Origin of the sequence: Acinetobacter nosocomialis, assembly GCF_041021905.1 — a bacterium.
Lineage (GTDB): Bacteria > Pseudomonadota > Gammaproteobacteria > Pseudomonadales > Moraxellaceae > Acinetobacter > Acinetobacter nosocomialis.
In genome coordinates this window covers 749,205-769,032 of sequence record NZ_CP157432.1, presented here as the reverse complement: position 1 = coordinate 769,032, position 19,828 = coordinate 749,205, and the positions used below count along the sequence as shown (strand labels likewise).

Sequence of the window (19,828 nt, the reverse complement as noted above, 5' to 3'; positions counted from 1 at the left end):
ACGATACCCTTATCTTTTTAGAAGGCGCTAATGCACCTCCCTGTCATTGTTTATGATTGTCTTTGTGGATCGTACTGACGATCTTTAATAAATAAGCCTGGCAATACCCCTGCAACAAAATACGCAGCACCCATCACAATAAAGGCCATGGCAAAAGTTCCACCCGATGCCAAGAAACCAATGGTGGCTGGTGCAATCGCTGCCCCGACACGACCAATGTTATAAGCACCGCCAATGGCTGTACCGCGCACGTCGGTTGAAAAACTTTCAGCCATATAAGTCGCATTTACACCGTATGGAATGCCATATAAGAAGCCAAAGGTGATTAATAAATACAAAATATTGTCAGGGGTATTGAAGAAAATAATGATTGGCAAAAACACGGCGCTCGCAATTGTGCCAAACACAAAAACAGCACGGCGATTAAATTTATCAGCAAGATAACCCGCTAAAATTTTGCCTAGAATCATTGCTGTATATGAACCCACCATATAACTGGTTAAGTTTTTAAAGTTCATATGCACTTCTGTTTCTAAATAACTTGGCATCCAGTTGTTAATGCCGTAATAACCAAACTGTAAGAAGAATGCTGTGGTCATCCATAACAAAAACATTTTACGGTGCTTAAAATTATTAAAGATTTGTTTGTAGATACTGCTACTTTTTGGCTTTTCAGCCACGACTATTTCCTTAGGTTGCCTATTGCCTTGTAAGCTTTCAATTTTGGTGAGCTGCCAAGATTTTGGCTCTGGCACAAATCGTTGCAGGAAAATATTAATAAAAGCAGGTACTACGGTCAGGAAGAATAAAACGCGCCAGCCATGATCTGGAATAATTGCCCCTGCTAAAAGGGTTGCCGCAATATAACCTACAGTCTGACCCGTCTGTAACGTGCCCAATACCGTGGTACGGTACGTGGTTGGCACATATTCAGCCATTAAGGTATTACAGGCCATATAAAGTGCTCCAATACCCAAAGCACCAATAAAACGTAAAGCCATAAATTGCTCGAAGCTTTGCGTAAAGCCCAATAAGCAAGTTGCTACAGAAAAGAAGGTCACCGAGTTGGCAATGGTTCGTACACGACCAAACTTGTCACATGCCCAGCCACCCAAAATACCGCCGATACCCATACCCGCCAAAGAAGCACTGCCTAAGGCACCCGCCTGAAAGGTACTTAACCCAAACTCTGCCTTTAAACTGGTTAAGCTATAAGACAGCAGCATAATATCAATGCCATCGACCACCATCGCAAAATAGGCAAATAACAACGCCCATTTCCATGTATTCGGTCCGATCTTTTCATATGTTCCAAGGTTGCTTGGAAATGTAGTTCTTAATTCTTTCGATATTACTTGAACGTCATTGTTCATCTTTAGTTCCTCATTTTCCCAAATGAGTCATCGGTAGCTTACTTATGTTTTCTGTATGACTTAATCTTTTATATTTTCATCATCTTACATTTGGTTTTAAGTACACAGAGGCACATCTTCACATGAGTATCCTTACGATGAATCTTGTCATTTTCCATAAATTTTTGCGTAAAAATCCCTAAAGGTGCTCCCGAAAGAACACCTCTATTTTTAAAAATGAGTGTATTAGTTACTAAATGCGGCAATGCCTGTTTGTGCACGACCTAAAATCAAGGCATGAACGTCATGTGTGCCTTCATAAGTATTTACGACTTCAAGATTGACCAAATGACGTGCTACGCCAAACTCGTCACTAATGCCGTTTCCACCCATCATGTCACGTGCCATGCGGGCAATATCAAGCGCCTTTCCACAGTTATTACGCTTAATTAGGGACGTGCCTTCAACTGATGCAATGCCTTCATCTTTCATACGGCCGAAACGTAAAGCTGCCTGTAGACCCAAAGCAATTTCCGTTTGCATATCTGCCAGTTTCTTTTGAATCAGCTGATTTGCAGCCAACGGACGACCAAATTGTTTACGGTCCATGGTATATTGATGTGCGGTATGCCAGCAGAACTCGGCAGCACCCATTGCGCCCCATGCAATGCCATAACGGGCGCTATTTAGACAGGTAAATGGGCCTTTTAAACCTCGAATTTCAGGGAATGCATTTTCTTCAGGTACAAAAACGTTATCCATTACAATTTCACCTGTAATCGAGGCACGTAAACCGACCTTGCCATGAATGGCAGGCGCAGATAAACCTTCCCAGCCCTTTTCTAAAATAAAGCCTCGAATATCACCCACATTACCTTCAGCAGAAACCTCTTTTGCCCAAACAACAAATACATCGGCAATTGGACTGTTGGTAATCCACATTTTTGCGCCACTTAAACGGTAACCACCGTCAACTTTTTTAGCACGAGTAATCATACTGCCCGGGTCTGAACCATGGTCAGGTTCAGTTAAACCAAAACAGCCAATGTATTCACCAGTAGCAAGTTTAGGTAAGTACTTCTGCTTTTGCTCTTCGGTTCCAAACTCATGAATCGGAACCATGACCAATGAGCTTTGTACACTCGCCATAGAGCGATAGCCCGAGTCGACATATTCAATTTCACGTGCAACCAAACCATAACTCACATAGTTCAAACCCGCGCCGCCATATTGCTCAGGAATGGTTGGCCCCAGTAAGCCAAGCTCTCCCATTTCACGAAAAATAGATGGATCTGTTGTTTCATGACGAAATTGTTCAAGTACACGTGGTTGCAAACGTTCTTGACAATAGGCATGAGCCGCATCACGAATCATGCGCTCATCTGGGCTAAGCTGTTGCTCAATTAAAAATGGGTCTTGCCAGTTAAATTGAACTTTTGCTTTTTTTGTTGTCACCATGTGATTCATCGCATCCTCTGCTTGATTGGATCTTCTTTATTTAACTCGATGTTATGCGTGAAAAATGCAGTAATCAAACGATAAATGTTCATGCAGATATGCGCTTTACGCATATTTAAAATGAGTCACGTTAAATTTAACGATTTAATTCGTTGTATTTCATTAAAAATGGCTTATTTTTATACTAAACTCGGATATTTGCATGTAGGTCATATGCTGTTTTGAAATATGATGACAAATAAAAGGATTTATTTATGCGAAGAAGCATCCCGTCCATTCAGGGCCTGATTTGCTTTGAAAGTGCAGCAAAACATCTAAGTTATACCTATGCTGCGCAAGAGCTATGTATTACCCAAAGTGCAGTTTCGCGCCAAATTCAGCAGTTAGAAGACTTCTTGGGAGTCGAATTATTTATTCGTACTCGGCATGGTGTTGAACTCACCATTGCTGGTCAGCAGTATTTTAAAAGTATTAAGCCCTATTTATTGGGTTTAGAGAAATGTACAGCCGATGTGATTTCTCATAAAGGTTTAGGTGGAACATTAAAGTTAGGTGTGGTTCCTACCTTTGCAACGCGATGGTTATTACCCAAGCTCCATCTTTTAAATCAAAAACACCCTGAAATTACGGTTCATTTAGAGACTAGTACAAAGCCCTTTTTATTTAATGACAATATTTTTGATGCTGCGATTTTTGCAGGTACTCAGCAACAAATTGACCACTGGCCCGGTATACAAGCACATTATTTAATGGATGAAGAAATTGTACCTGTATGCTCACCAAGACTCATCGAAAAGTATTTTCCAGATGCTGTGATGATCAATGAAAATACCTATGATTTAAGCCCTGAAGATTTGCTGAAAATTCCTCTCCTACAACAAACCACTCGGCCTAGTATTTGGCAAGAATGGTTTCTAACTCATCACATGCAGCACCCGAAACCTTTTGATGGACAACGTCATGAATTATTTTCGATGCTTGCGGTTGCTGCGAGTCATGACATGGGAATAGCTTTAATTCCACAAATGTTGATTGAGGCTGAACTACAAAAAAAAGAACTAGTGATTGTTTCCAATAAAAAACTAAAAGGCAGCCGAAAGTACTACCTCATCCATTCGAGCCAAGACATCTCACCGACTATTCAAAAATTTGTTGAATGGATTTACCAAGAGCTAGAACAACTAAAGAGTAATACGCATTAGCTCAGCAGCTTTGATTTGTGCCACATATTGCGATCTATAAACATAAAAAAGACTGTGATTGATAAGATCACAACCTTTTTAGTTAAGCGTTAATGGCTTTGAAATTAATGTTTCATTAATTGAATATCTGAACCACTACGCTTCGGGTCAATCAAGATTTTGGCGTGCTGTTCAGGGTCACGTAATGCTTCAAATGCACTCGTAACACCTTCTAGGCCAACAACACCCGTAATGAGCGGTGAACAGTTCACTTTACCTTCTGCAATCATGTGTAGCGCATCTCGGAACTCAAGCGGCGTGTATCCCAATACAAACTGAATTTCTAACTCTTTATTAATCGCAAGTGCTGGTTCTATTTTGTCACTTTGCATGCACACGCCCACCCCAACAATTCGGGAAAATAAAGGTGCACCTTCAATAATTTGCTGTAAAACACCCGGTACACCCACACACTCAAAAATAACAGGACGTTTTGGTAGAGCACCCAATTTATCAATCATGCGCCATCCGTGCCACCACGGTAAGCGTGTCGCTTGTAACTTATCAAACAGCCCCATGCCCATGTTAATGGCATCCGATACATTGCCAAGTAAACCAAACTCTTTCCAGTTGGCAAATGGCGATGTCTCTTTAGGGTCTACCACAATATCCGCACCACATTGCTCGGCAAGCTTACGTCGGTTTGGAGAAAAGTCACTGGCAACTACAGTTTTCACCCCAGCTGCTTTAAGCATTAATATGACACCTAGCCCGACAGGACCACAACCGACCACAATCGCAGGTTCACTCGTTTTTACACGGCTACGGCGAACCGCATGCAGTGCAACTGCCATAGGTTCAGTCATGGCAGCACTATCTGCATCTAGACCATTCGGTACTTCAAACATCAAGCTTGATTGAGCCAATACTTGCTCGGCATAGCCACCCGAAGCATTTGGAGAAAGGCCTGTAGACAAATAACCATGCTGATCTACATTTAAAAGCGGCATTGCACAAACGAGTGTGTCGGCTTTAAATTTATGACGTGTTTTTGGACCGTAGTCTAAAACCTTGCCGCAAAACTCATGTCCTAGTACAAACGGGTCTGTGGACTTCGCTAAACCATTAAACCCTACACGTGCAGCCAAATCATGCATGTGGTCGCAGTGGTGCTGCATATGTAAATCTGAACCACAGATCCCGCATCGCACCACTTCCAATAAAACTTGCCCTTTTGCAGGTGTTAAGTTCGGTTGATCCACTACTTGTAATGTTGCTTGATGACAAAGTACCGACTTCATTTGAGTGCTTCCTATTTCTTCTTTTTCATTTACTTGCCAGAAATAGATTTCTACAGATAAATTAATCGCTTTATCGGTTTGGTCTTTAGCAAGCCTTTCTTCATCTTTACAAGTAAAAGCCAAAATACCAATGACCATTCTTCAGCCAATCTACTCTTGAAGAGTCAACAAAAACAGGCTCAGCGAAATTAAAAACAATAAAAATCTTGGTGCTTGTATCTTACACAGACTGCGTTATCTTCTTAGGCCAGAACAATGTCATCAAAATTAAAACTTATACAAATATAGTAAGTTCAAAAAACTCAACTCAACGCTTTTCACAAAAACATAGCAAAACCAAACTTTTATCAGTGGCTCTAAACAGGCATGATGAATTGATGCAAACAGATAAGAAGAAATCTATGATTACAAAAACGCTTCCCCTTACAGATATACACCGTCATCTTGATGGCAACATCCGCATTCAAACTATTTTAGAATTAGGCCAACAATACCATTTAGATTTGCCTGCTTACGACATTGAATCTTTGCGACCACACGTACAAGTGATGGATAACCAACCTGACTTATTAAGTTTTTTATCGAAGCTCGATTGGGGCGTAAAAGTATTAGCCAGTTTAGATGCCTGCAAACGTATTGCTTTTGAAAACATGCAAGATGCAGCACAGCAAGGCCTAGACTATGTAGAACTACGTTTTTCACCGGGTTATATGGGAATGACCCATCAACTTCCACTTGAAGGGGTTGTTGAAGCAGTTATTGCTGGCGTAAAAGAAGGCAGCCAAGCTTACGGGGTAAAAGCGAATTTAATTGGCATTATGAGCCGTACTTTTGGCCAAGAAGCCTGCGAAAAAGAATTAAATGCCCTACTTGCCCATAAAAAAGATATTAAAGCGCTGGATCTCGCTGGAGATGAGCTTGGTTTTCCGGGTAATTTATTTATTGAACACTTTAAAAAAGCGCGTGATGCAGGTTGGCACATTACCGTACATGCAGGTGAAGCTGCTGGCCCAGAGAGTATTTGGCAAGCCATTGAAGAATTAGGTGCCGAACGAATTGGGCATGGTGTTAAAGCGGTTCAAGATTTAAAACTTTTAGATTATTTGGCAAAACACCAGATTGGTATTGAATCTTGTCTCACCTCAAATATTCAAACCAACACAGTGCCTTCTTTAGCAGAACATCCATTAAAGACTTTTTTAGAACATGGTGTGCTTGCCACCATTAATACAGATGACCCTGCTGTTGAAGGTATTGAAATACAACATGAATATTTAACTGCTGCTCCACTGGCAGGTTTAAGTCCTGAGCAAATTTATATAGCTCAACAAAATGGACTTAAAATCGCATTTTTATCAGAACAAGAAAAAGATGAGTTAAGGCAGAAATATCAATAGCAGAGAACAGAACTTATTTAAACAAGTTCAAATATTGGAGTGTGTATGAATTAAAATTTAAATATATAAAAACAAAAAAATTCCTTCTGTCTGTAAGACTAGAAGAAATTATTTTCAATATTTGAGAAAGCTTGAACGCTTTTAAATATGGTCGGAGCAGTAGGATTCGAACCTACGACCCCCTGGTCCCAAACCAGGTGCACTACCAGGCTGTGCTATGCTCCGAAATTGGGGTGAATGACGGGATTCGAACCCGCGACAACTGGAATCACAATCCAGGGCTCTACCAACTGAGCTACATCCACCATCAAATAAGTTCTATGTACCAAGCTACCAAATGGCGCGCCTGACAGGATTCGAACCTGTGACCATCCGCTTAGAAGGCGGATGCTCTATCCAACTGAGCTACAGGCGCTTAACCGATGATGCTTATCATGCGATACTTCGCCGATCTTAAAATATTCTTTTAAGTGGTCGGAGCAGTAGGATTCGAACCTACGACCCCCTGGTCCCAAACCAGGTGCACTACCAGGCTGTGCTATGCTCCGATCTATCTCAGCTTTTGCTGTATCGCACATCGTGCGGTACGGTGTGCATTCTAGGCGCGACGCCCTCAGACGTCAACACCTATTGTCAAAAAAAGTTAAAAATCCTTATCAAATGTATATTTAACAAGCATTTTGAGGCTTTTTAACGTTTTAACGATGCACTAAAGGCTAACATTCGATCTAAAGGCATTTTGGCACGTTCAGCAAGCGCTGGATCAACGTGTATTTCTTGATCGCCTTTTTGTAAAACTTCTAAAATTCCGTCGAGTTCATTCATTGCCATCCACGGACAATGAGCACATGAACGACAAGTTGCTCCCTCACCCGCTGTTGGAGCTTCAACTAAAATCTTATCTGGTACTGCTTGCTGCATTTTGTAGAAAATACCACGGTCAGTTGCCACAATGAGTCTTTCATTTGGCAAAGTCTGTGCAGCTTTAATGAGTTGAGAAGTACTACCTACCGCATCGGCAATTTCTACTACTGACTCTGGCGACTCTGGATGTACCAATACAGCCGCATCTGGATACAGTGCTTTCATGTTGGCAATGCCACGTGCACGGAATTCTTCATGCACAATACATGCGCCATCCCAAAGCAACATATCTGCACCAGTTTTCTTTTGAATATAGCGACCTAAGTGCTGATCTGGTGCCCAAATAATTTTTTCGCCCAAACTGTCTAGGTGCTCAACAATTTCAACTGCACAGCTGGAAGTCACTACCCAATCCGCACGTGCTTTAACAGCAGCCGATGTATTGGCATAAACCACTACGGTGTGGTCAGGGTGTTGGTCACAAAATGCTGTGAACTCATCGACTGGACAACCTAAGTCAAGTGAACAAGTTGCTTCAAGTGTCGGCATCAGGATTGTTTTTTCTGGAGACAGAATTTTAGCTGTTTCTCCCATAAACTTAACACCAGCCACAACCAGTGTAGAGGCTGCATGATCTCGTCCAAAACGGGCCATTTCTAAAGAGTCAGAAACGCATCCACCTGTTTTTTCTGCAAGTTCTTGTACATCGGGATCGCAATAGTAGTGAGCAACAAGGACAGCATCACGTTTTTTGAGCTCTGCTTCGATCTGTGCAAACTTTTGTTGTTTTGCTTCTTCACTTAGGCGGTTGTCTTTTGGTTCACCTAAACGGTCTAAATGCGCTTGTACAATGTTTTTTGCATCGTTGGCAATTAAAGTCGCATCACTCATAAAACGTCTTCTCTATCCTTCATGCTGGCATACCTGCTCGCATATAACGTTACTGCTTAAATGATTTACTAGATTGAATCATTTAATATCAAAAGATGGGGCTAATAAAAAAGCCTCTTTGTCGAGGCTTGATTATAACTGAATATTTACGAACGGTAATCTGCATTAATCTTGACATAGTCGTAAGATAAATCGCATGTGTAGACTGTGTCCTTGGCTTGACCGCGACCTAAATCAACGCGAATGGTAATTTCAGTTTGTGCCATAACGCGCGCACCCGCTTCTTCGGTATAGTCCTCGGCTGCACCACCATCTTTACAGATTTGAACGTCATCTAACCACACCTGAATTTTAGACACGTCTAAGTCTTTAACTCCTGCATAGCCAATTGCCGCTAAAATACGTCCCCAGTTCGGGTCAGATGCAAACAGTGCAGTTTTAACGAGTGGAGAATGTGCAATGCTATAGGCAATGTCACAACACTCTTGAGTGTTACCACCACCCTCTACCGCAACAGTAATGAACTTGGTCGCACCTTCGCCATCACGTATAATTAACTGTGCTAAGCGGTTCATGACACGAGCAAGCACTTCTAATACTTTTGCGTAGCGCGCATCGCTATCTAATGTAATTTCAGTGCCACCAGCCTGACCAGTCGCCACAAAAATACAAGAGTCATTTGTTGAAGTATCACCATCAATAGTAATACGGTTAAATGAATGCTCAACCGTTGTCTTTAATAGCTTTTGGACTAAATCACGGCTAATAGGCGCATCTGTTGCCACAAAGCTCAACATGGTTGCCATGTTTGGACGGATCATGCCTGCACCTTTACTAATACCGGTCATGGTATAAGTAATGCCATCAAGTTCAAATTGTTCAGATGCACCTTTAGGGACTGTATCTGTCGTCATAATGCCAGTTGCTGCATCATTCCAAGCAGCATCTTGTACGCTATTTAATGCAGGTTGAAGACCAGCAAGTAAACGTTCCATTGGAAGCTGTTCACCGATCACCCCTGTAGAAAACGGAAGTACTTCAAAACTGTTCACACCAGCAAGCTCAGCTAACTTCGCGCAAGTAGCTTGAGCATTTTTTAAGCCTGTAGGTCCAGTACCTGCATTGGCATTACCTGTATTAATTACTAAATAACGAGGATTGCCTTGAGCAAGATGAGCTTTAGAGACATGAACAGGTGCTGCACAGAAGGCGTTTTGAGTAAATACACCCGCAACATTTGAACCTTCTGCAAACTCAAAAATGACTAAATCTCGTCGGTTTTGGTAACGTACATATGCTTCTGTTGAGCCAATTTTTACACCTTTTACCACATGCATTTGTGGCATTGTTACGTCGCCGACAGCCATTTTTAGAACATCCAGAGTTTGTTATGAAAAGATCAATATTTCAGAAAATAGCGAGGTCATAAAACCCGCTTTATATGAAATATCAGTATTGACAGCTTATTAGAAAAGCCTGAAAAAATCGAGCGCTAAAAATAGCTTATTTTTGCTCTAATTTTAATAAAATATCTTTCTTATCAAGACCACCAGCAAAACCTACTAAAGCGCCACCCGCGCCAATGACTCGGTGACAAGGTGTAATAATTGAAATCGGATTTTTACCATTTGCAGCACCTACTGCTCGCACTGCTTTTTCATTTCCAATTTGAACAGCAATATCTTTATAACTTCTTGTTTCACCATACGGAATGCTGAGTAATGCGGTCCACACCTGTTTTTGGAATGCTGTACCTTCAAAATCTAATGGCAATGTAAATTCACGGCGTTTGCCTTCAAAGTATTCTTTTAACTGTTGCTCAGTTTTTAATAAAACCGGATGCTCAGCTTGTTCGACCAGCTCTGCCAGTCGAACACGTTTTGGATTTTCATTGTCCCAAAGTACTGCCACCAAAGCATTTTCATTCGCAACTAGTTTTAATTGCCCAACAGGCGAATTGATATACTTATAAGATAGCAACATACTTTATCCTTTTAAGATGGAGACGAAATTTTCATTAGAACCAGTCCCGATACAATCAGTACAGCGGCAATCATTCTCATTGCACCAATAGGCTCATGAAGAAAAAATATACCCACTAAAAATGATCCAATTGCACCTATGCCTGTCCAAACCGTATAAGCAGTACCAAGAGGTAAAGTTTTCATTGATATTGAAAGTAGAACTACACTCAAAATCATAAAAACTACGGTAATAACACTAGGGGTTAAACGTGTAAAACCTTCAGACATTTTCATAGAATATGCCCAAATGATTTCAAATACACCTGCTAAAATTAAAATAGCCCAAGCCATAATATTCACTAATTTTTATAGTGTCAGGTCGTCCCGACATGATTACCCATTATGGGGGAGGTCGTTCCTCCTTATGTGAAGACTCAGTTTACTTTAAAATAAAAAATGAAGGCAAACCCGAACTCAAGCTTGCCTCTATCAGAAAATATTATTCATTTTTGAGTTGTAGAATTTTCCGAGCACCATTTAAAACAAACAAAACAATAATCAATCCAATAATTAAATCAGGATAACGAGAGCCAGTGATTGCAACTAATATTCCCGCAATAATGACACCTAAGTTTACGATGACATCATTGGCAGAGAATATATAACTCGCCTTCATATGTGCCCCACTCTCCTTATGATCTCTCATTAAATAAAGACAACTAACATTGGCTGCAAGCGCTAAACCACCAATTAAAATCATGAGAATTGAAACAGGTTCACTGCCGTATATAAAACGACGTAATACATCAACTAACACAATCATGGCTAAGCCAAACTGAAACCATCCAGAAATATGTGCAGCCTTTAATTGAGCATTGAGGTTTTTACCTACCACAAATAAAGCAATTCCATAAATTGCCGCATCGGCAAACATATCGAGTGAGTCAGCAATTAATCCTGTTGATGACGCAATGATGCCTGCCATAAATTCGATAAAAAACATCACTGCATTAATAAGTAACAACCATTGTAAAACCTGTTTTTGTGCTGCATTGGCTGAAGAGCTAACACGTACCTTTTTAGGCTTTTCAATGGGTTCATAGTGAGGTTGAGTTTGCTGTAACTCTGCCCCTAAACCTAGGCGTTGCAGACTTTGGGTAATTTTTTCAGCTTCTGTACTGTGATATACCGCTAAATGCCGAGTAGGCAAATCAAATTCAAGTTCTTGAATATGTCCAGCATAAGGTGCTAACGCCATTCGCACCATCTGCTCTTCTGCTGCACAATCCATGTGAGGAATATGGTAATAACTCACCCATTGGATTTTATTTGCCATAGGTTCACTCGGCATAGAATATTCCTGAGTTGCTACGCTTGAACACCCACAGCTTGAGCAGCTTTTATTTACATTTATTTGATTCTCTTGTTTTTCTAAAGCCATCTTTGCACCATAACTGACACAAAAAACAATGCCATCAGTATAAACCAATGGCATGTCATTAAGCTTACTTTTTGTTCGGCAATTAGAATTTTAGTGTTAACCCAGCTCCATAATACCAACCATGTTCTGAGTCGGTTCCAGTTTGCCAAGCGGTTTGTTTTAAACCTTTTTCATAACCATAGCCGACATCAACAAATGGCATGACCTTTTTATTGATTTCATAACGGGTTTGAAAACCTGCCTGTAAACTTGATAGCCCCGTTTTACTGGCATAGCGAGATTCATCTTGCAAAACAACGTTTGCTTTTAAATAGGGCTTACCAATCAACTTTTGGGTAAAAAGCAAATCTCTTTCAGACTCTAGGCTTAACTTCCATAACTGATCTTCACCTACATAAAGATAGGCATCGGTTTCAAAAAAGTAAGGCGCCATGCCATGTAAACCCACTACACCAGCCCAACGTTCTTGCTTTTCGTCTTCCCATTGTAAACGTTCATAGTTTACCCCAGCCTGTACATCCCAATAATCAGCTACATTGTGGCTATAAAGTACTGAACCGCCATAATTGGCATCTTCCGACTCGGCCTTTTCAACATGGGCTTTAATGAACAATTTATTTTCATCCGTTCCCACCCAGCTTTCCAATTCAGAAGAAAAACTGCCTTCACCCTCTTCATTTTGAGTCCAGCCAGTATCAATCTTAGTTGCTTGATAAACCTGTCCACCATGTTCGCGTAAATGATCGTGTGTTAAAGGTTCTTGAGCAAAAGCAAATAAAGATATACCCGAGAAAGCACCGCAACATATCATTTGAGAAAATAACTTAGTGATGCGCATGACTAGCTCCTTTCTCATTTTCAGATTGAACAGGTGGCTGTGATTGAGCTGGTTGTTGGCTGTCATTTACTTGAGCAACAATCAACTTATTCATCATTCCCGCACTCATGTGATAGAGCAAATGACAATGAATCGCCCATTCTCCCAAAGCATCGGCTGTCAATAACGCAGTAACGGTTTTTCCGGGTGGAACAATAACGGTATGTTTATTTGGTAAGTTTTCAGCTTGTTGACCATTTTCCAATTGCATAAACATGCCATGTAAATGCATTGGATGAGCCATCATGCTGTCATTTACAAACTTCAAGCGAATACGTTCGCCATATTTAACTTGTAATGGTTCAGCTTCGTTAAATTTCTTACCATTAATAGTCCAGATATAACGCTCCATGTTGCCCCCTAAACGAATGACTAATTCACGCTCGGGCGCACGAGTATCTGGCTGCGGTGTTAAAGACTGCAAATCACTATATTGCAGTGCTTTCATATCTGCTGGTGTTGAAGCATTTGCCCAGCCATAAACGGGTTCATCTTTTTTGGACTTATTCTCAGATTGCGCAGGCATCTCATGATTCATATTCTTCATAGCGTGATCATGTTCGCTAGATGACATAGTCTGCATATCCTGATTCATTTCAGGCATGGCCGATATGTCATGCTTCATGTGCATCATAGAATGGTCATGCCCGTCAGATGACATATCTTTCATGTCATGGTCCATTTTCATCATTGTGTGATCATGATTAGCCTGACTCGTCTCTTTTTTCATCTCAGGCATAGCCGACATGTCATGTTGCATGTTCATTTGATGGCCAGCATGTTGATCGCTTTTACCCCCATGACTCATGCCCATATCGTCCATGGTTAATAAAGCACGTGGGCGCGGCTGTGGCATTTGAATTGGCCCTACAGCTTGGGTATTTTCATTGTGCAAAGTGCCGATAGCAAAACCACTGCGGTCAATAGACTCTGCTTCAATCTGATAATTTGCTTGTTTAGGTTCTACAATGACATCGTAGGTTTCGGCTGTACCAATACGAAACTCATCAATTGCAACAGGTTTAACTGGCTGTCCGTCTGCACTCACGACAGTCATTTTTAAATTTGGAATTCTGACATCAAAAAAAGACATAGCTGAAGCATTAATAAATCGTAATCGAACCTTATCGCCAGTCTTAAAGTTACCTGTCCAGTTTTGCTCTGGTGTCTTGCCGTTAACCAAGAAAGTATAACCCGTCACATCAGACATATCGGTTTTTAACATCCGCATCTGATTCCACATCGAACGATCTTGCCAAGTTGCTTTTAAGCCCTGTGTTTTCACTTGCTTCCAAACATCAGATACGGTTTCACGGCGGTTTTGATAATACTCAGCAGATTTCTTCAAATTTTTTAAAATACTATCGCTAGAAGACTGATGAAAATCTGAAAGCATCACCACATAATCACGGTCAGTTTTTTCATGCGCCGCAACGGGTATTTTTCCTTTTGGATAAATCACGAGTGGTCCATATAAACCATCTTGTTCTTGGCCTTTAGTATGGGCGTGATACCAATATGTGCCATTTTGTTTCACTTTAAAACGGTAAACAAAATCTCCGTTTGGCGCGATTCCTTTAAAACCATTGAAACCGGGCACACCATCCATTAACCCAGGTAGTAATAAGCCATGCCAATGTAAAGAGGTATCTTGATTCTTTAATTGGTTATGAACATGAATAACAGCCTCATCCCCTTCCTCAAACTCAAGAAGTGGGGCTGTAAATTTTCCATTTACGGTAATTCGTTTAAGGGGTTTGCCCGTAACATTGACCTGTTGTTCATTAATATTAAGGTGATATTCCTTAATTGCCGCGAGGGTCCATGGTGAAACCAATAGACCAAATACAGCGACGAGGCTGCTAATTGTTTTATGAGACATTGCTGTAATCCTTTTAACTAAAAAAATAAGTAAGAAAGGATTAAGCTTTTGGTGGGCGTAAGATTTCTTGCCAGTATCCAGCTAAATGCTGTGCCTGATAAATACTACTAAATTGAGATGTACTAGGAATAAATGATGTTTCAATATCTGGTACAGCTTGCTGTAAAGCCAGATTCACTATTTGACAATGGACTGGGTTACAGTCTTGGCAGTGTTCACCATGTTGATGAGAAACTTTAACCATAGATTGATAACACATCGCCTGATCATCAGCTTGAACATGCATAGTGTGATGTGTCATTTGCTTACTATGACATGGCATTGTATGAAGATCATGCTGCATAGGCATCTGAGCAACAGACACGCCACTCCACCCAATGACCAAAGTCATTAGGAACACTAACCAAGCATACTTGCGTAAGTGTTGCAGCGTCATCATTTATTGCCTTGAGCAATCCATTTATCTATGGGGTATAAGCATAACCAAGTTTTAAAACAGATACAATTTTACATCTTAATTGATTGTTTTTATGGTCATTAAGCAAACGGAGGTTGATGCTGAAGAACTAAATCAATCACTTCTAGTGCACCTTCTCGTTCATTACTTAGTGTTGTATAAGGTGCTACTGCTTTTAAAGCTTCAATAGCATTTTCAACCGCAAACCCATAACCTGCTGCTTTGATCATCTGGATATCATTATTGTTATCGCCAATCGCAACCACTTGATTGGCTTCAATCTGCCATTTTTGTAGTAATAGCTTCAAACCATGCGCTTTATGTTGATCTGGAAGGATCAAATCAATAAAACCAAAGCCACTAGAAACAGGCACTAAAACCTTATCTGCTACGAAGTTTTGCTTCTGAAAATGTTCAAAAATTGCAAAACTTTCGTTTTCCTGAGCAGTAAAAGTAATTTTACACACCAGATCATCTAACGTATAAAAGTCATCGATAACTGTCAGCTTCTCAAAATATCGAGCGACTTTAGCGTAGTCCTCTGCATTCATACTCCTATGTACATAAGCACTCTGTTTCCCACAGATCACCATGGTCGAGGTATACGCAGGGTCAATCGCTTTTAGAATCTTACCAAACTGTTCTTTGCTTAAATGAGCAAAAGCGAGTTCTTGCCCTGCATCTACAACATGTGCTCCATTTTCTGCAATGAAAGCAATTTCATGATTAATTTCTGGAAAATAAGTAACAAGCTTTGCAAGTTGGTTACCACTGGCCACCACAAAATGAATATTATTTTGTTTTAGTTGTTCATACTGTTTTAAAAAACGTGCTTTGTTGTACTGCTTCTTAGAATTAAGAAAAGTCCCATCCATATCTACCGCTAAAATTTTTACTGCCATTAATGATCTAGGTCTCTTACTAAAATCTTATTAAATCAAATTTAGCTTTACTTTTCATGACACTTTTACAGTTTTCTATCTATTATTTTTTAAAATTTTTACACAGCTCCATCTCATTTTTTGCACAGGTCATTTTTTAGCAAAGCTTAATAAAAAAACAGACAATAAAATATCCAATACGTATAAAAAAAGAACGCCAAAGCGTTCTTTTTTCATATATTTTGTGTAGAGAGTAAACGGTTGATCTCTTTTTGTTTATTTTACCAACATTTTATCCATACGGTTATCAACACAGTTATCCATAAAGTTATAAACAAAGTTATCCACAAGTTTACTCTCAGCTTAATAAGCTTTTTTAAACGCTCACAGTACCAACTCTAGCAAGCTCTGCACGCATTTGATCAATTACAACTTTATAATCTGGTTGACCAAAAATTGCTGAACCAGCAACAAACATATCTGCACCAGCTTCTGCAATTTCACGGATATTTGCAGGACCAACACCACCATCTACTTCTAAGCGAATATCTCGACCACTTGCATCAATAATTTTACGAGCTTCACGTAATTTTTCTAAAGTCATTGGAATGAACTTTTGTCCGCCAAAACCTGGGTTTACACTCATTAATAAAATTTGGTCAACTTTATCAAGTACGTAGTCCAAATAATGTAATGGGGTTGCTGGATTGAAAACTAGACCTGCTTTAGCACCACCAGACTTAATAAGCTGTAGTGAACGGTCAATATGGTGAGATGCTTCTGGGTGAAACGTAATAATATCTGCGCCAGCTTCTAGGAAATCGCCAATAATACGATCAACTGGAGATACCATTAAATGCACATCAATAGGAGCTTTAACACCATATTTTTTTAGAGCCTTACACACCCCTGCACCAAAAGTTAAGTTTGGAACATAGTGATTATCCATAACGTCAAAATGCACTACATCTGCACCTGCAGCTAACACTTTGTCTACATCTTCGCCTAAACGAGCAAAATCGGCAGATAAAATAGAAGGAGCAATCAAATAAGGCTTGGACATAGGTGGATGACCTGGCTAGAAGTTTAAGGAGAGGCTAAAAATTATAACAAAAAAGAACCTAGTTGGCCCGCTCTTCCTTGCTTAAATGGCAACATTTCAAACTTGCAACGTAACGTTGCTACTATAGAATGCTAAGTGCCAAACGAATTTGTTAAGGTACATTAAACCAATGTGAGGATTGATAATGAAAAGCACAACTCATCTATTAACAAATGATGGTAAACGCATTGCAAAACGTCTAGTTAATCATTGGAAACATAAGTTTGAAGTACAAGAAACTGAGCAAGATTTTAAAATCTTAATGCCTACAGCAACCATTACGCTTGCACCAGAAACAGAGCAATTAAATGTTGCTATTGATAGCCAGTTAGATGACCATGACCACTTGGAAAAAGTTGTCCTTGATCATCTAAACCGTATGGCTCAACAAGAATTTCAGGTGGAATGGCAGCACTAATTATTAGCCAGCGACCTTTTCCAACTGGATTGCATGAAACTGTAAGTGCTCATCCATAAAGGTCTGGATAAAATAATAGCCATGATCATAGCCAGCATGTTGTCTTAAAGTTAAAGGCTGTCCTGCTTTTAAACATGCTTGCTTAAATTTTTCAGGGTGAAGTTGTTCATAAAATTGGTCATCTAATCCCTGATCAACCAAAATTTCACTAAAAACTGCACCATTTTTTAAGACTAAAGCTGTAGCATCATGAGCCAACCAGCTATCGCGGTCTGTACCTAAATAATGGCTAAATGCTTTTTCACCCCATGCACATTCACTTGGCGCGCAAATCGGTGCAAATGCAGATACCGACTTAAACTTGTCAGGATATTTAAAAGCTAAAGTTAAGGCACCATGGCCCCCCATCGAATGTCCGAAGACACCAACTTGTTTAGCATTTACCGGAAAACTTTTTAAAATGAGTGGATATAACTCATCAATTAAATAGCTTTCCATCTGATAATGCTCAGACCAAGGCGCTTGCGTTGCATTAATATAAAAGCCAGCACCTTGCCCTATATCCCAATGGTCACCTACAGCGACTTGTTCACCACGAGGAGAAGTATCAGGTGTAATCAATATAAGACTAAGCTGGGCTGCCATATGCTGTGCATGTGCCTTAATGGCAAAAGTTTCTTCAGTACACGTTAAACCCGCTAAGTAAAACAAAGTTGAGCAAGGTTTACCTTCTAAAGCAGCAGGTGGCAAATAAACACCAAACTTAGTAGAGCCCTTTAATAATTGAGAATCAAACTGATAAATGCGCTGCTCACCCTCAAAGCAGCGGTTTTTTTGCAGGAGTTGCATCGTTTTTAGCCTCTGTTTGTGTCTGAGCAATATTTACACTACCTGTGCTTTGCTGTGGGAAAAGATATTTTTCCAACTGAGGTAGCATAAGCTCCATATTCTTACCAATCATCCATTGCGGCTCTGAAGGTTCTACACCTTGAGCGACTTCCCATTTGGTTACGGTTTGCTTAGCGGCATTAAACGAATCTTTCATTGAAGACTGCTCTCGCATCGCCAAGTCAAAGAAAGCTCGTCCAAAATACGTATAATCAGCTTCGTTATTACAGCCAAAAGAAGTTTTATCCGCCGCAGATGCAGTAATAATTAAAGTATCAGGCGACTGTAATGCAGGAATAAAACTTCCTGAATAACAAGCAGAAATGACAATTACACGCCAACGAATCCCCGCTTTATCGAGCGTTTCACGTAACCATTTCGGATCGACTTGCCCCAAATCTAGCGGTGCATTTTCAATTTCAAAATGGTTTTGTTCACCATGTGATGTCATATATAAAAATAACACATCACTATCACGGTTCATTTGCTGGCCCATACGGCGTAGAGCCAACTCTATACTAGTTTTAGACGCAATCGGAATTTCGGTTCGAGTATCTGGATTATTGACTAGCATCATCGAACGTCCGACAGTACCGAAACGTGTATCGAATTGTTCTTTAATACGAACTACTTCCGATTTAAAAACGTCTTGGTAACTGTCGCCCGCAACACCTAAGAAATACCAGTGGCTTTTCGCTAGCTCACCATACTGGACTTGCTCTAACGCATCATGAAGTAACTTACTTTGTGCATAGAAAGCATCTTCGGCAAAGGTAGGTGGGGAGTCTTCTACTTTCCAAATAGGCTGATCTTTTACGGAAAGTTGCCAAACAACCATAGTTGCAATGGTCGCAACCATGACCAACGCCCGTTCCCACCAAGGCCATTTCAACTCACGCGAGAAAACCCAAATAACTGCCAAACTTTGCCACACAAAAAGTGCCACAAACAGACTCGGTAAAATACCGTTATAAATAGCGTCGGGAACAAAGTTCAAATAACCATTAGAGCCCAGATATTGAATTAAACACTGTATTAATAAAATATTGGTATCTAAAACTAGCCACAGTAAGGCTGGAACTAACATTAAACGCGGCTGATTAATACGCTGTGATAAAAAAATACCAACAATAAGCGCAATAAAAGGCCAGAGTGCGTACCCAATTAGGCCTTGGGAGTTAAAATCACCCATTTGACCAGCTACGAGCCAGCTATAAAGTGAGTTGGTACATCCGCCTAATATTCCCCAAACTATAAGTTGAAGAATAGAGGGATGTACGATCTGTAAGGAACGTCTTGACCCCAAAAATAACCACATTCCGGCAAGCTGGTTACTTTTAAAATCATGCCAAAAGTTAATGGAAGGTTTGAGATCAATCATAAAAAGGTTTCAAAAATTTCGTTTTTGTCAGGCATCATAAGTGTATGCCTGCTAAGAATTTTAGCAATCATGCTTTTGAACTATATCACATAT

18 protein-coding genes and 4 tRNA genes are annotated in these 19,828 nt (G+C 40.2%); 3 read left to right on the top strand and 19 right to left on the bottom strand.

The annotated features are described in order from the left end of the window. Positions 1–50: 50 nt before the first annotated feature. Both ABLC00_RS03635 and ABLC00_RS03630 read right to left on the bottom strand, forming a co-directional pair. Complete coding sequence (locus ABLC00_RS03635) at positions 51–1,373, bottom strand: MFS transporter (protein ID WP_033854634.1); 1,323 nt, start codon at positions 1,371–1,373, stop codon at positions 51–53. A 225-nt stretch (positions 1,374–1,598) separates the two neighbouring features. Further along, complete coding sequence (locus tag ABLC00_RS03630) at positions 1,599–2,819, bottom strand: acyl-CoA dehydrogenase (protein ID WP_017393219.1); 1,221 nt, start codon at positions 2,817–2,819, stop codon at positions 1,599–1,601. 245 nt (positions 2,820–3,064) lie between these two features. Between ABLC00_RS03630 and ABLC00_RS03625 the strand changes: the two genes are divergently transcribed. After that, positions 3,065–4,012: a LysR substrate-binding domain-containing protein gene (locus ABLC00_RS03625; protein ID WP_033846696.1), complete on the top strand. Its 948-nt coding sequence runs from the start codon at positions 3,065–3,067 to the stop codon at positions 4,010–4,012. Positions 4,013–4,116: 104 nt separating this feature from the next. Here the strand turns inward: ABLC00_RS03625 and ABLC00_RS03620 are convergent, their stop codons facing one another. Then, positions 4,117–5,292 carry a zinc-binding dehydrogenase gene (locus ABLC00_RS03620; protein ID WP_033846788.1) on the bottom strand — a complete coding sequence of 392 codons (1,176 nt, stop codon included), beginning with the start codon at positions 5,290–5,292 and terminating at the stop codon, positions 4,117–4,119. Between the two features lie 401 nt (positions 5,293–5,693). Between ABLC00_RS03620 and add the strand changes: the two genes are divergently transcribed. Then, positions 5,694–6,689, top strand: coding sequence for an adenosine deaminase (gene add, locus ABLC00_RS03615; protein WP_033846695.1), 996 nt, complete (start codon positions 5,694–5,696; stop codon positions 6,687–6,689). A gap of 148 nt (positions 6,690–6,837) precedes the next feature. Here add and ABLC00_RS03610 read toward each other — a convergent pair. The 14 genes from ABLC00_RS03610 to rpe form a co-directional block, all read right to left on the bottom strand. Then, positions 6,838–6,914: transfer RNA gene (locus ABLC00_RS03610), tRNA-Pro, on the bottom strand. A 4-nt stretch (positions 6,915–6,918) separates the two neighbouring features. Continuing rightward, positions 6,919–6,994 (bottom strand) — tRNA-His (locus ABLC00_RS03605). Between the two features lie 33 nt (positions 6,995–7,027). After that, positions 7,028–7,104 (bottom strand) — tRNA-Arg (locus ABLC00_RS03600). A gap of 56 nt (positions 7,105–7,160) precedes the next feature. Then, positions 7,161–7,237: transfer RNA gene (locus ABLC00_RS03595), tRNA-Pro, on the bottom strand. A 142-nt stretch (positions 7,238–7,379) separates the two neighbouring features. Beyond that, positions 7,380–8,444, bottom strand: a complete 1,065-nt coding sequence (gene nadA / locus ABLC00_RS03590) for a quinolinate synthase NadA (RefSeq protein ID WP_001278265.1) — start codon at positions 8,442–8,444, stop codon at positions 7,380–7,382. A 146-nt stretch (positions 8,445–8,590) separates the two neighbouring features. Then, the gene (gene argJ / locus ABLC00_RS03585) at positions 8,591–9,811 is read right to left on the bottom strand and encodes a bifunctional glutamate N-acetyltransferase/amino-acid acetyltransferase ArgJ (RefSeq protein WP_033846694.1); all 1,221 of its coding nucleotides are present in this window, start codon (positions 9,809–9,811) and stop codon (positions 8,591–8,593) included. Positions 9,812–9,947: 136 nt separating this feature from the next. Then, positions 9,948–10,427: a methylated-DNA--[protein]-cysteine S-methyltransferase gene (locus ABLC00_RS03580; protein WP_033846693.1), complete on the bottom strand. Its 480-nt coding sequence runs from the start codon at positions 10,425–10,427 to the stop codon at positions 9,948–9,950. 11 nt (positions 10,428–10,438) lie between these two features. After that, positions 10,439–10,759 carry a multidrug efflux SMR transporter gene (locus tag ABLC00_RS03575; RefSeq protein ID WP_002115842.1) on the bottom strand — a complete coding sequence of 107 codons (321 nt, stop codon included), beginning with the start codon at positions 10,757–10,759 and terminating at the stop codon, positions 10,439–10,441. Positions 10,760–10,907: 148 nt separating this feature from the next. Further along, on the bottom strand, positions 10,908–11,903 hold the full coding sequence (locus ABLC00_RS03570; RefSeq protein ID WP_033846692.1) for a cation transporter: 996 nt from the start codon (positions 11,901–11,903) through the stop codon (positions 10,908–10,910). A gap of 28 nt (positions 11,904–11,931) precedes the next feature. Then, the gene (locus ABLC00_RS03565) at positions 11,932–12,687 is read right to left on the bottom strand and encodes a copper resistance protein B (RefSeq protein ID WP_033846691.1); all 756 of its coding nucleotides are present in this window, start codon (positions 12,685–12,687) and stop codon (positions 11,932–11,934) included. Next, the gene (locus tag ABLC00_RS03560; protein ID WP_033846690.1) at positions 12,674–14,608 is read right to left on the bottom strand and encodes a copper resistance system multicopper oxidase; all 1,935 of its coding nucleotides are present in this window, start codon (positions 14,606–14,608) and stop codon (positions 12,674–12,676) included. Before ABLC00_RS03560 ends, ABLC00_RS03565 begins: the two co-directional genes overlap by 14 nt. A gap of 40 nt (positions 14,609–14,648) precedes the next feature. Then, on the bottom strand, positions 14,649–15,044 hold the full coding sequence (locus ABLC00_RS03555) for a hypothetical protein (RefSeq protein WP_033846689.1): 396 nt from the start codon (positions 15,042–15,044) through the stop codon (positions 14,649–14,651). A 101-nt stretch (positions 15,045–15,145) separates the two neighbouring features. Continuing rightward, on the bottom strand, positions 15,146–15,967 hold the full coding sequence (locus tag ABLC00_RS03550) for a Cof-type HAD-IIB family hydrolase (protein ID WP_033846688.1): 822 nt from the start codon (positions 15,965–15,967) through the stop codon (positions 15,146–15,148). Positions 15,968–16,322: 355 nt separating this feature from the next. After that, positions 16,323–17,009 carry a ribulose-phosphate 3-epimerase gene (rpe, locus tag ABLC00_RS03545; RefSeq protein ID WP_004710471.1) on the bottom strand — a complete coding sequence of 229 codons (687 nt, stop codon included), beginning with the start codon at positions 17,007–17,009 and terminating at the stop codon, positions 16,323–16,325. 184 nt (positions 17,010–17,193) lie between these two features. On the opposite strand from rpe, the gene ABLC00_RS03540 reads away from it, so the two are divergent. Continuing rightward, the gene (locus ABLC00_RS03540; protein ID WP_000843452.1) at positions 17,194–17,466 is read left to right on the top strand and encodes a DUF2218 domain-containing protein; all 273 of its coding nucleotides are present in this window, start codon (positions 17,194–17,196) and stop codon (positions 17,464–17,466) included. A 3-nt stretch (positions 17,467–17,469) separates the two neighbouring features. Here the strand turns inward: ABLC00_RS03540 and fghA are convergent, their stop codons facing one another. Both fghA and ABLC00_RS03530 read right to left on the bottom strand, forming a co-directional pair. Beyond that, positions 17,470–18,315, bottom strand: a complete 846-nt coding sequence (fghA, locus tag ABLC00_RS03535; RefSeq protein WP_017393208.1) for an S-formylglutathione hydrolase — start codon at positions 18,313–18,315, stop codon at positions 17,470–17,472. Further along, positions 18,284–19,735 (bottom strand): C13 family peptidase, encoded by a 1,452-nt coding sequence (locus ABLC00_RS03530; protein ID WP_004888682.1) that lies wholly within the window; start codon positions 19,733–19,735, stop codon positions 18,284–18,286. Before ABLC00_RS03530 ends, fghA begins: the two co-directional genes overlap by 32 nt. Positions 19,736–19,828: the final 93 nt, after the last annotated feature.

Excerpts from the sequence above, each read along its gene's own strand:
- ABLC00_RS03580 (WP_033846693.1), bottom strand. The coding sequence starts at position 10,427 with ATGTTGCTATCTTATAAGTATATCAATTCGCCTGTTGGGCAATTAAAA.
- ABLC00_RS03555 (WP_033846689.1), bottom strand. The coding sequence starts at position 15,044 with ATGACGCTGCAACACTTACGCAAGTATGCTTGGTTAGTGTTCCTAATG.
- ABLC00_RS03625 (WP_033846696.1), top strand. The coding sequence starts at position 3,065 with ATGCGAAGAAGCATCCCGTCCATTCAGGGCCTGATTTGCTTTGAAAGT.
- ABLC00_RS03620 (WP_033846788.1), bottom strand. The coding sequence starts at position 5,292 with ATGAAGTCGGTACTTTGTCATCAAGCAACATTACAAGTAGTGGATCAA.
- ABLC00_RS03565 (WP_033846691.1), bottom strand. The coding sequence starts at position 12,687 with ATGCGCATCACTAAGTTATTTTCTCAAATGATATGTTGCGGTGCTTTC.
- ABLC00_RS03560 (WP_033846690.1), bottom strand. The coding sequence starts at position 14,608 with ATGTCTCATAAAACAATTAGCAGCCTCGTCGCTGTATTTGGTCTATTG.
- argJ (WP_033846694.1), bottom strand. The coding sequence starts at position 9,811 with ATGGCTGTCGGCGACGTAACAATGCCACAAATGCATGTGGTAAAAGGT.
- ABLC00_RS03540 (WP_000843452.1), top strand. The coding sequence starts at position 17,194 with ATGAAAAGCACAACTCATCTATTAACAAATGATGGTAAACGCATTGCA.
- add (WP_033846695.1), top strand. The coding sequence starts at position 5,694 with ATGATTACAAAAACGCTTCCCCTTACAGATATACACCGTCATCTTGAT.
- rpe (WP_004710471.1), bottom strand. The coding sequence starts at position 17,009 with ATGTCCAAGCCTTATTTGATTGCTCCTTCTATTTTATCTGCCGATTTT.
- ABLC00_RS03550 (WP_033846688.1), bottom strand. The coding sequence starts at position 15,967 with ATGGCAGTAAAAATTTTAGCGGTAGATATGGATGGGACTTTTCTTAAT.
- ABLC00_RS03570 (WP_033846692.1), bottom strand. The coding sequence starts at position 11,903 with ATGCCATTGGTTTATACTGATGGCATTGTTTTTTGTGTCAGTTATGGT.
- fghA (WP_017393208.1), bottom strand. The coding sequence starts at position 18,315 with ATGCAACTCCTGCAAAAAAACCGCTGCTTTGAGGGTGAGCAGCGCATT.
- ABLC00_RS03575 (WP_002115842.1), bottom strand. The coding sequence starts at position 10,759 with ATGGCTTGGGCTATTTTAATTTTAGCAGGTGTATTTGAAATCATTTGG.
- ABLC00_RS03630 (WP_017393219.1), bottom strand. The coding sequence starts at position 2,819 with ATGAATCACATGGTGACAACAAAAAAAGCAAAAGTTCAATTTAACTGG.
- ABLC00_RS03635 (WP_033854634.1), bottom strand. The coding sequence starts at position 1,373 with ATGAACAATGACGTTCAAGTAATATCGAAAGAATTAAGAACTACATTT.
- ABLC00_RS03530 (WP_004888682.1), bottom strand. The coding sequence starts at position 19,735 with ATGATTGATCTCAAACCTTCCATTAACTTTTGGCATGATTTTAAAAGT.
- nadA (WP_001278265.1), bottom strand. The coding sequence starts at position 8,444 with ATGAGTGATGCGACTTTAATTGCCAACGATGCAAAAAACATTGTACAA.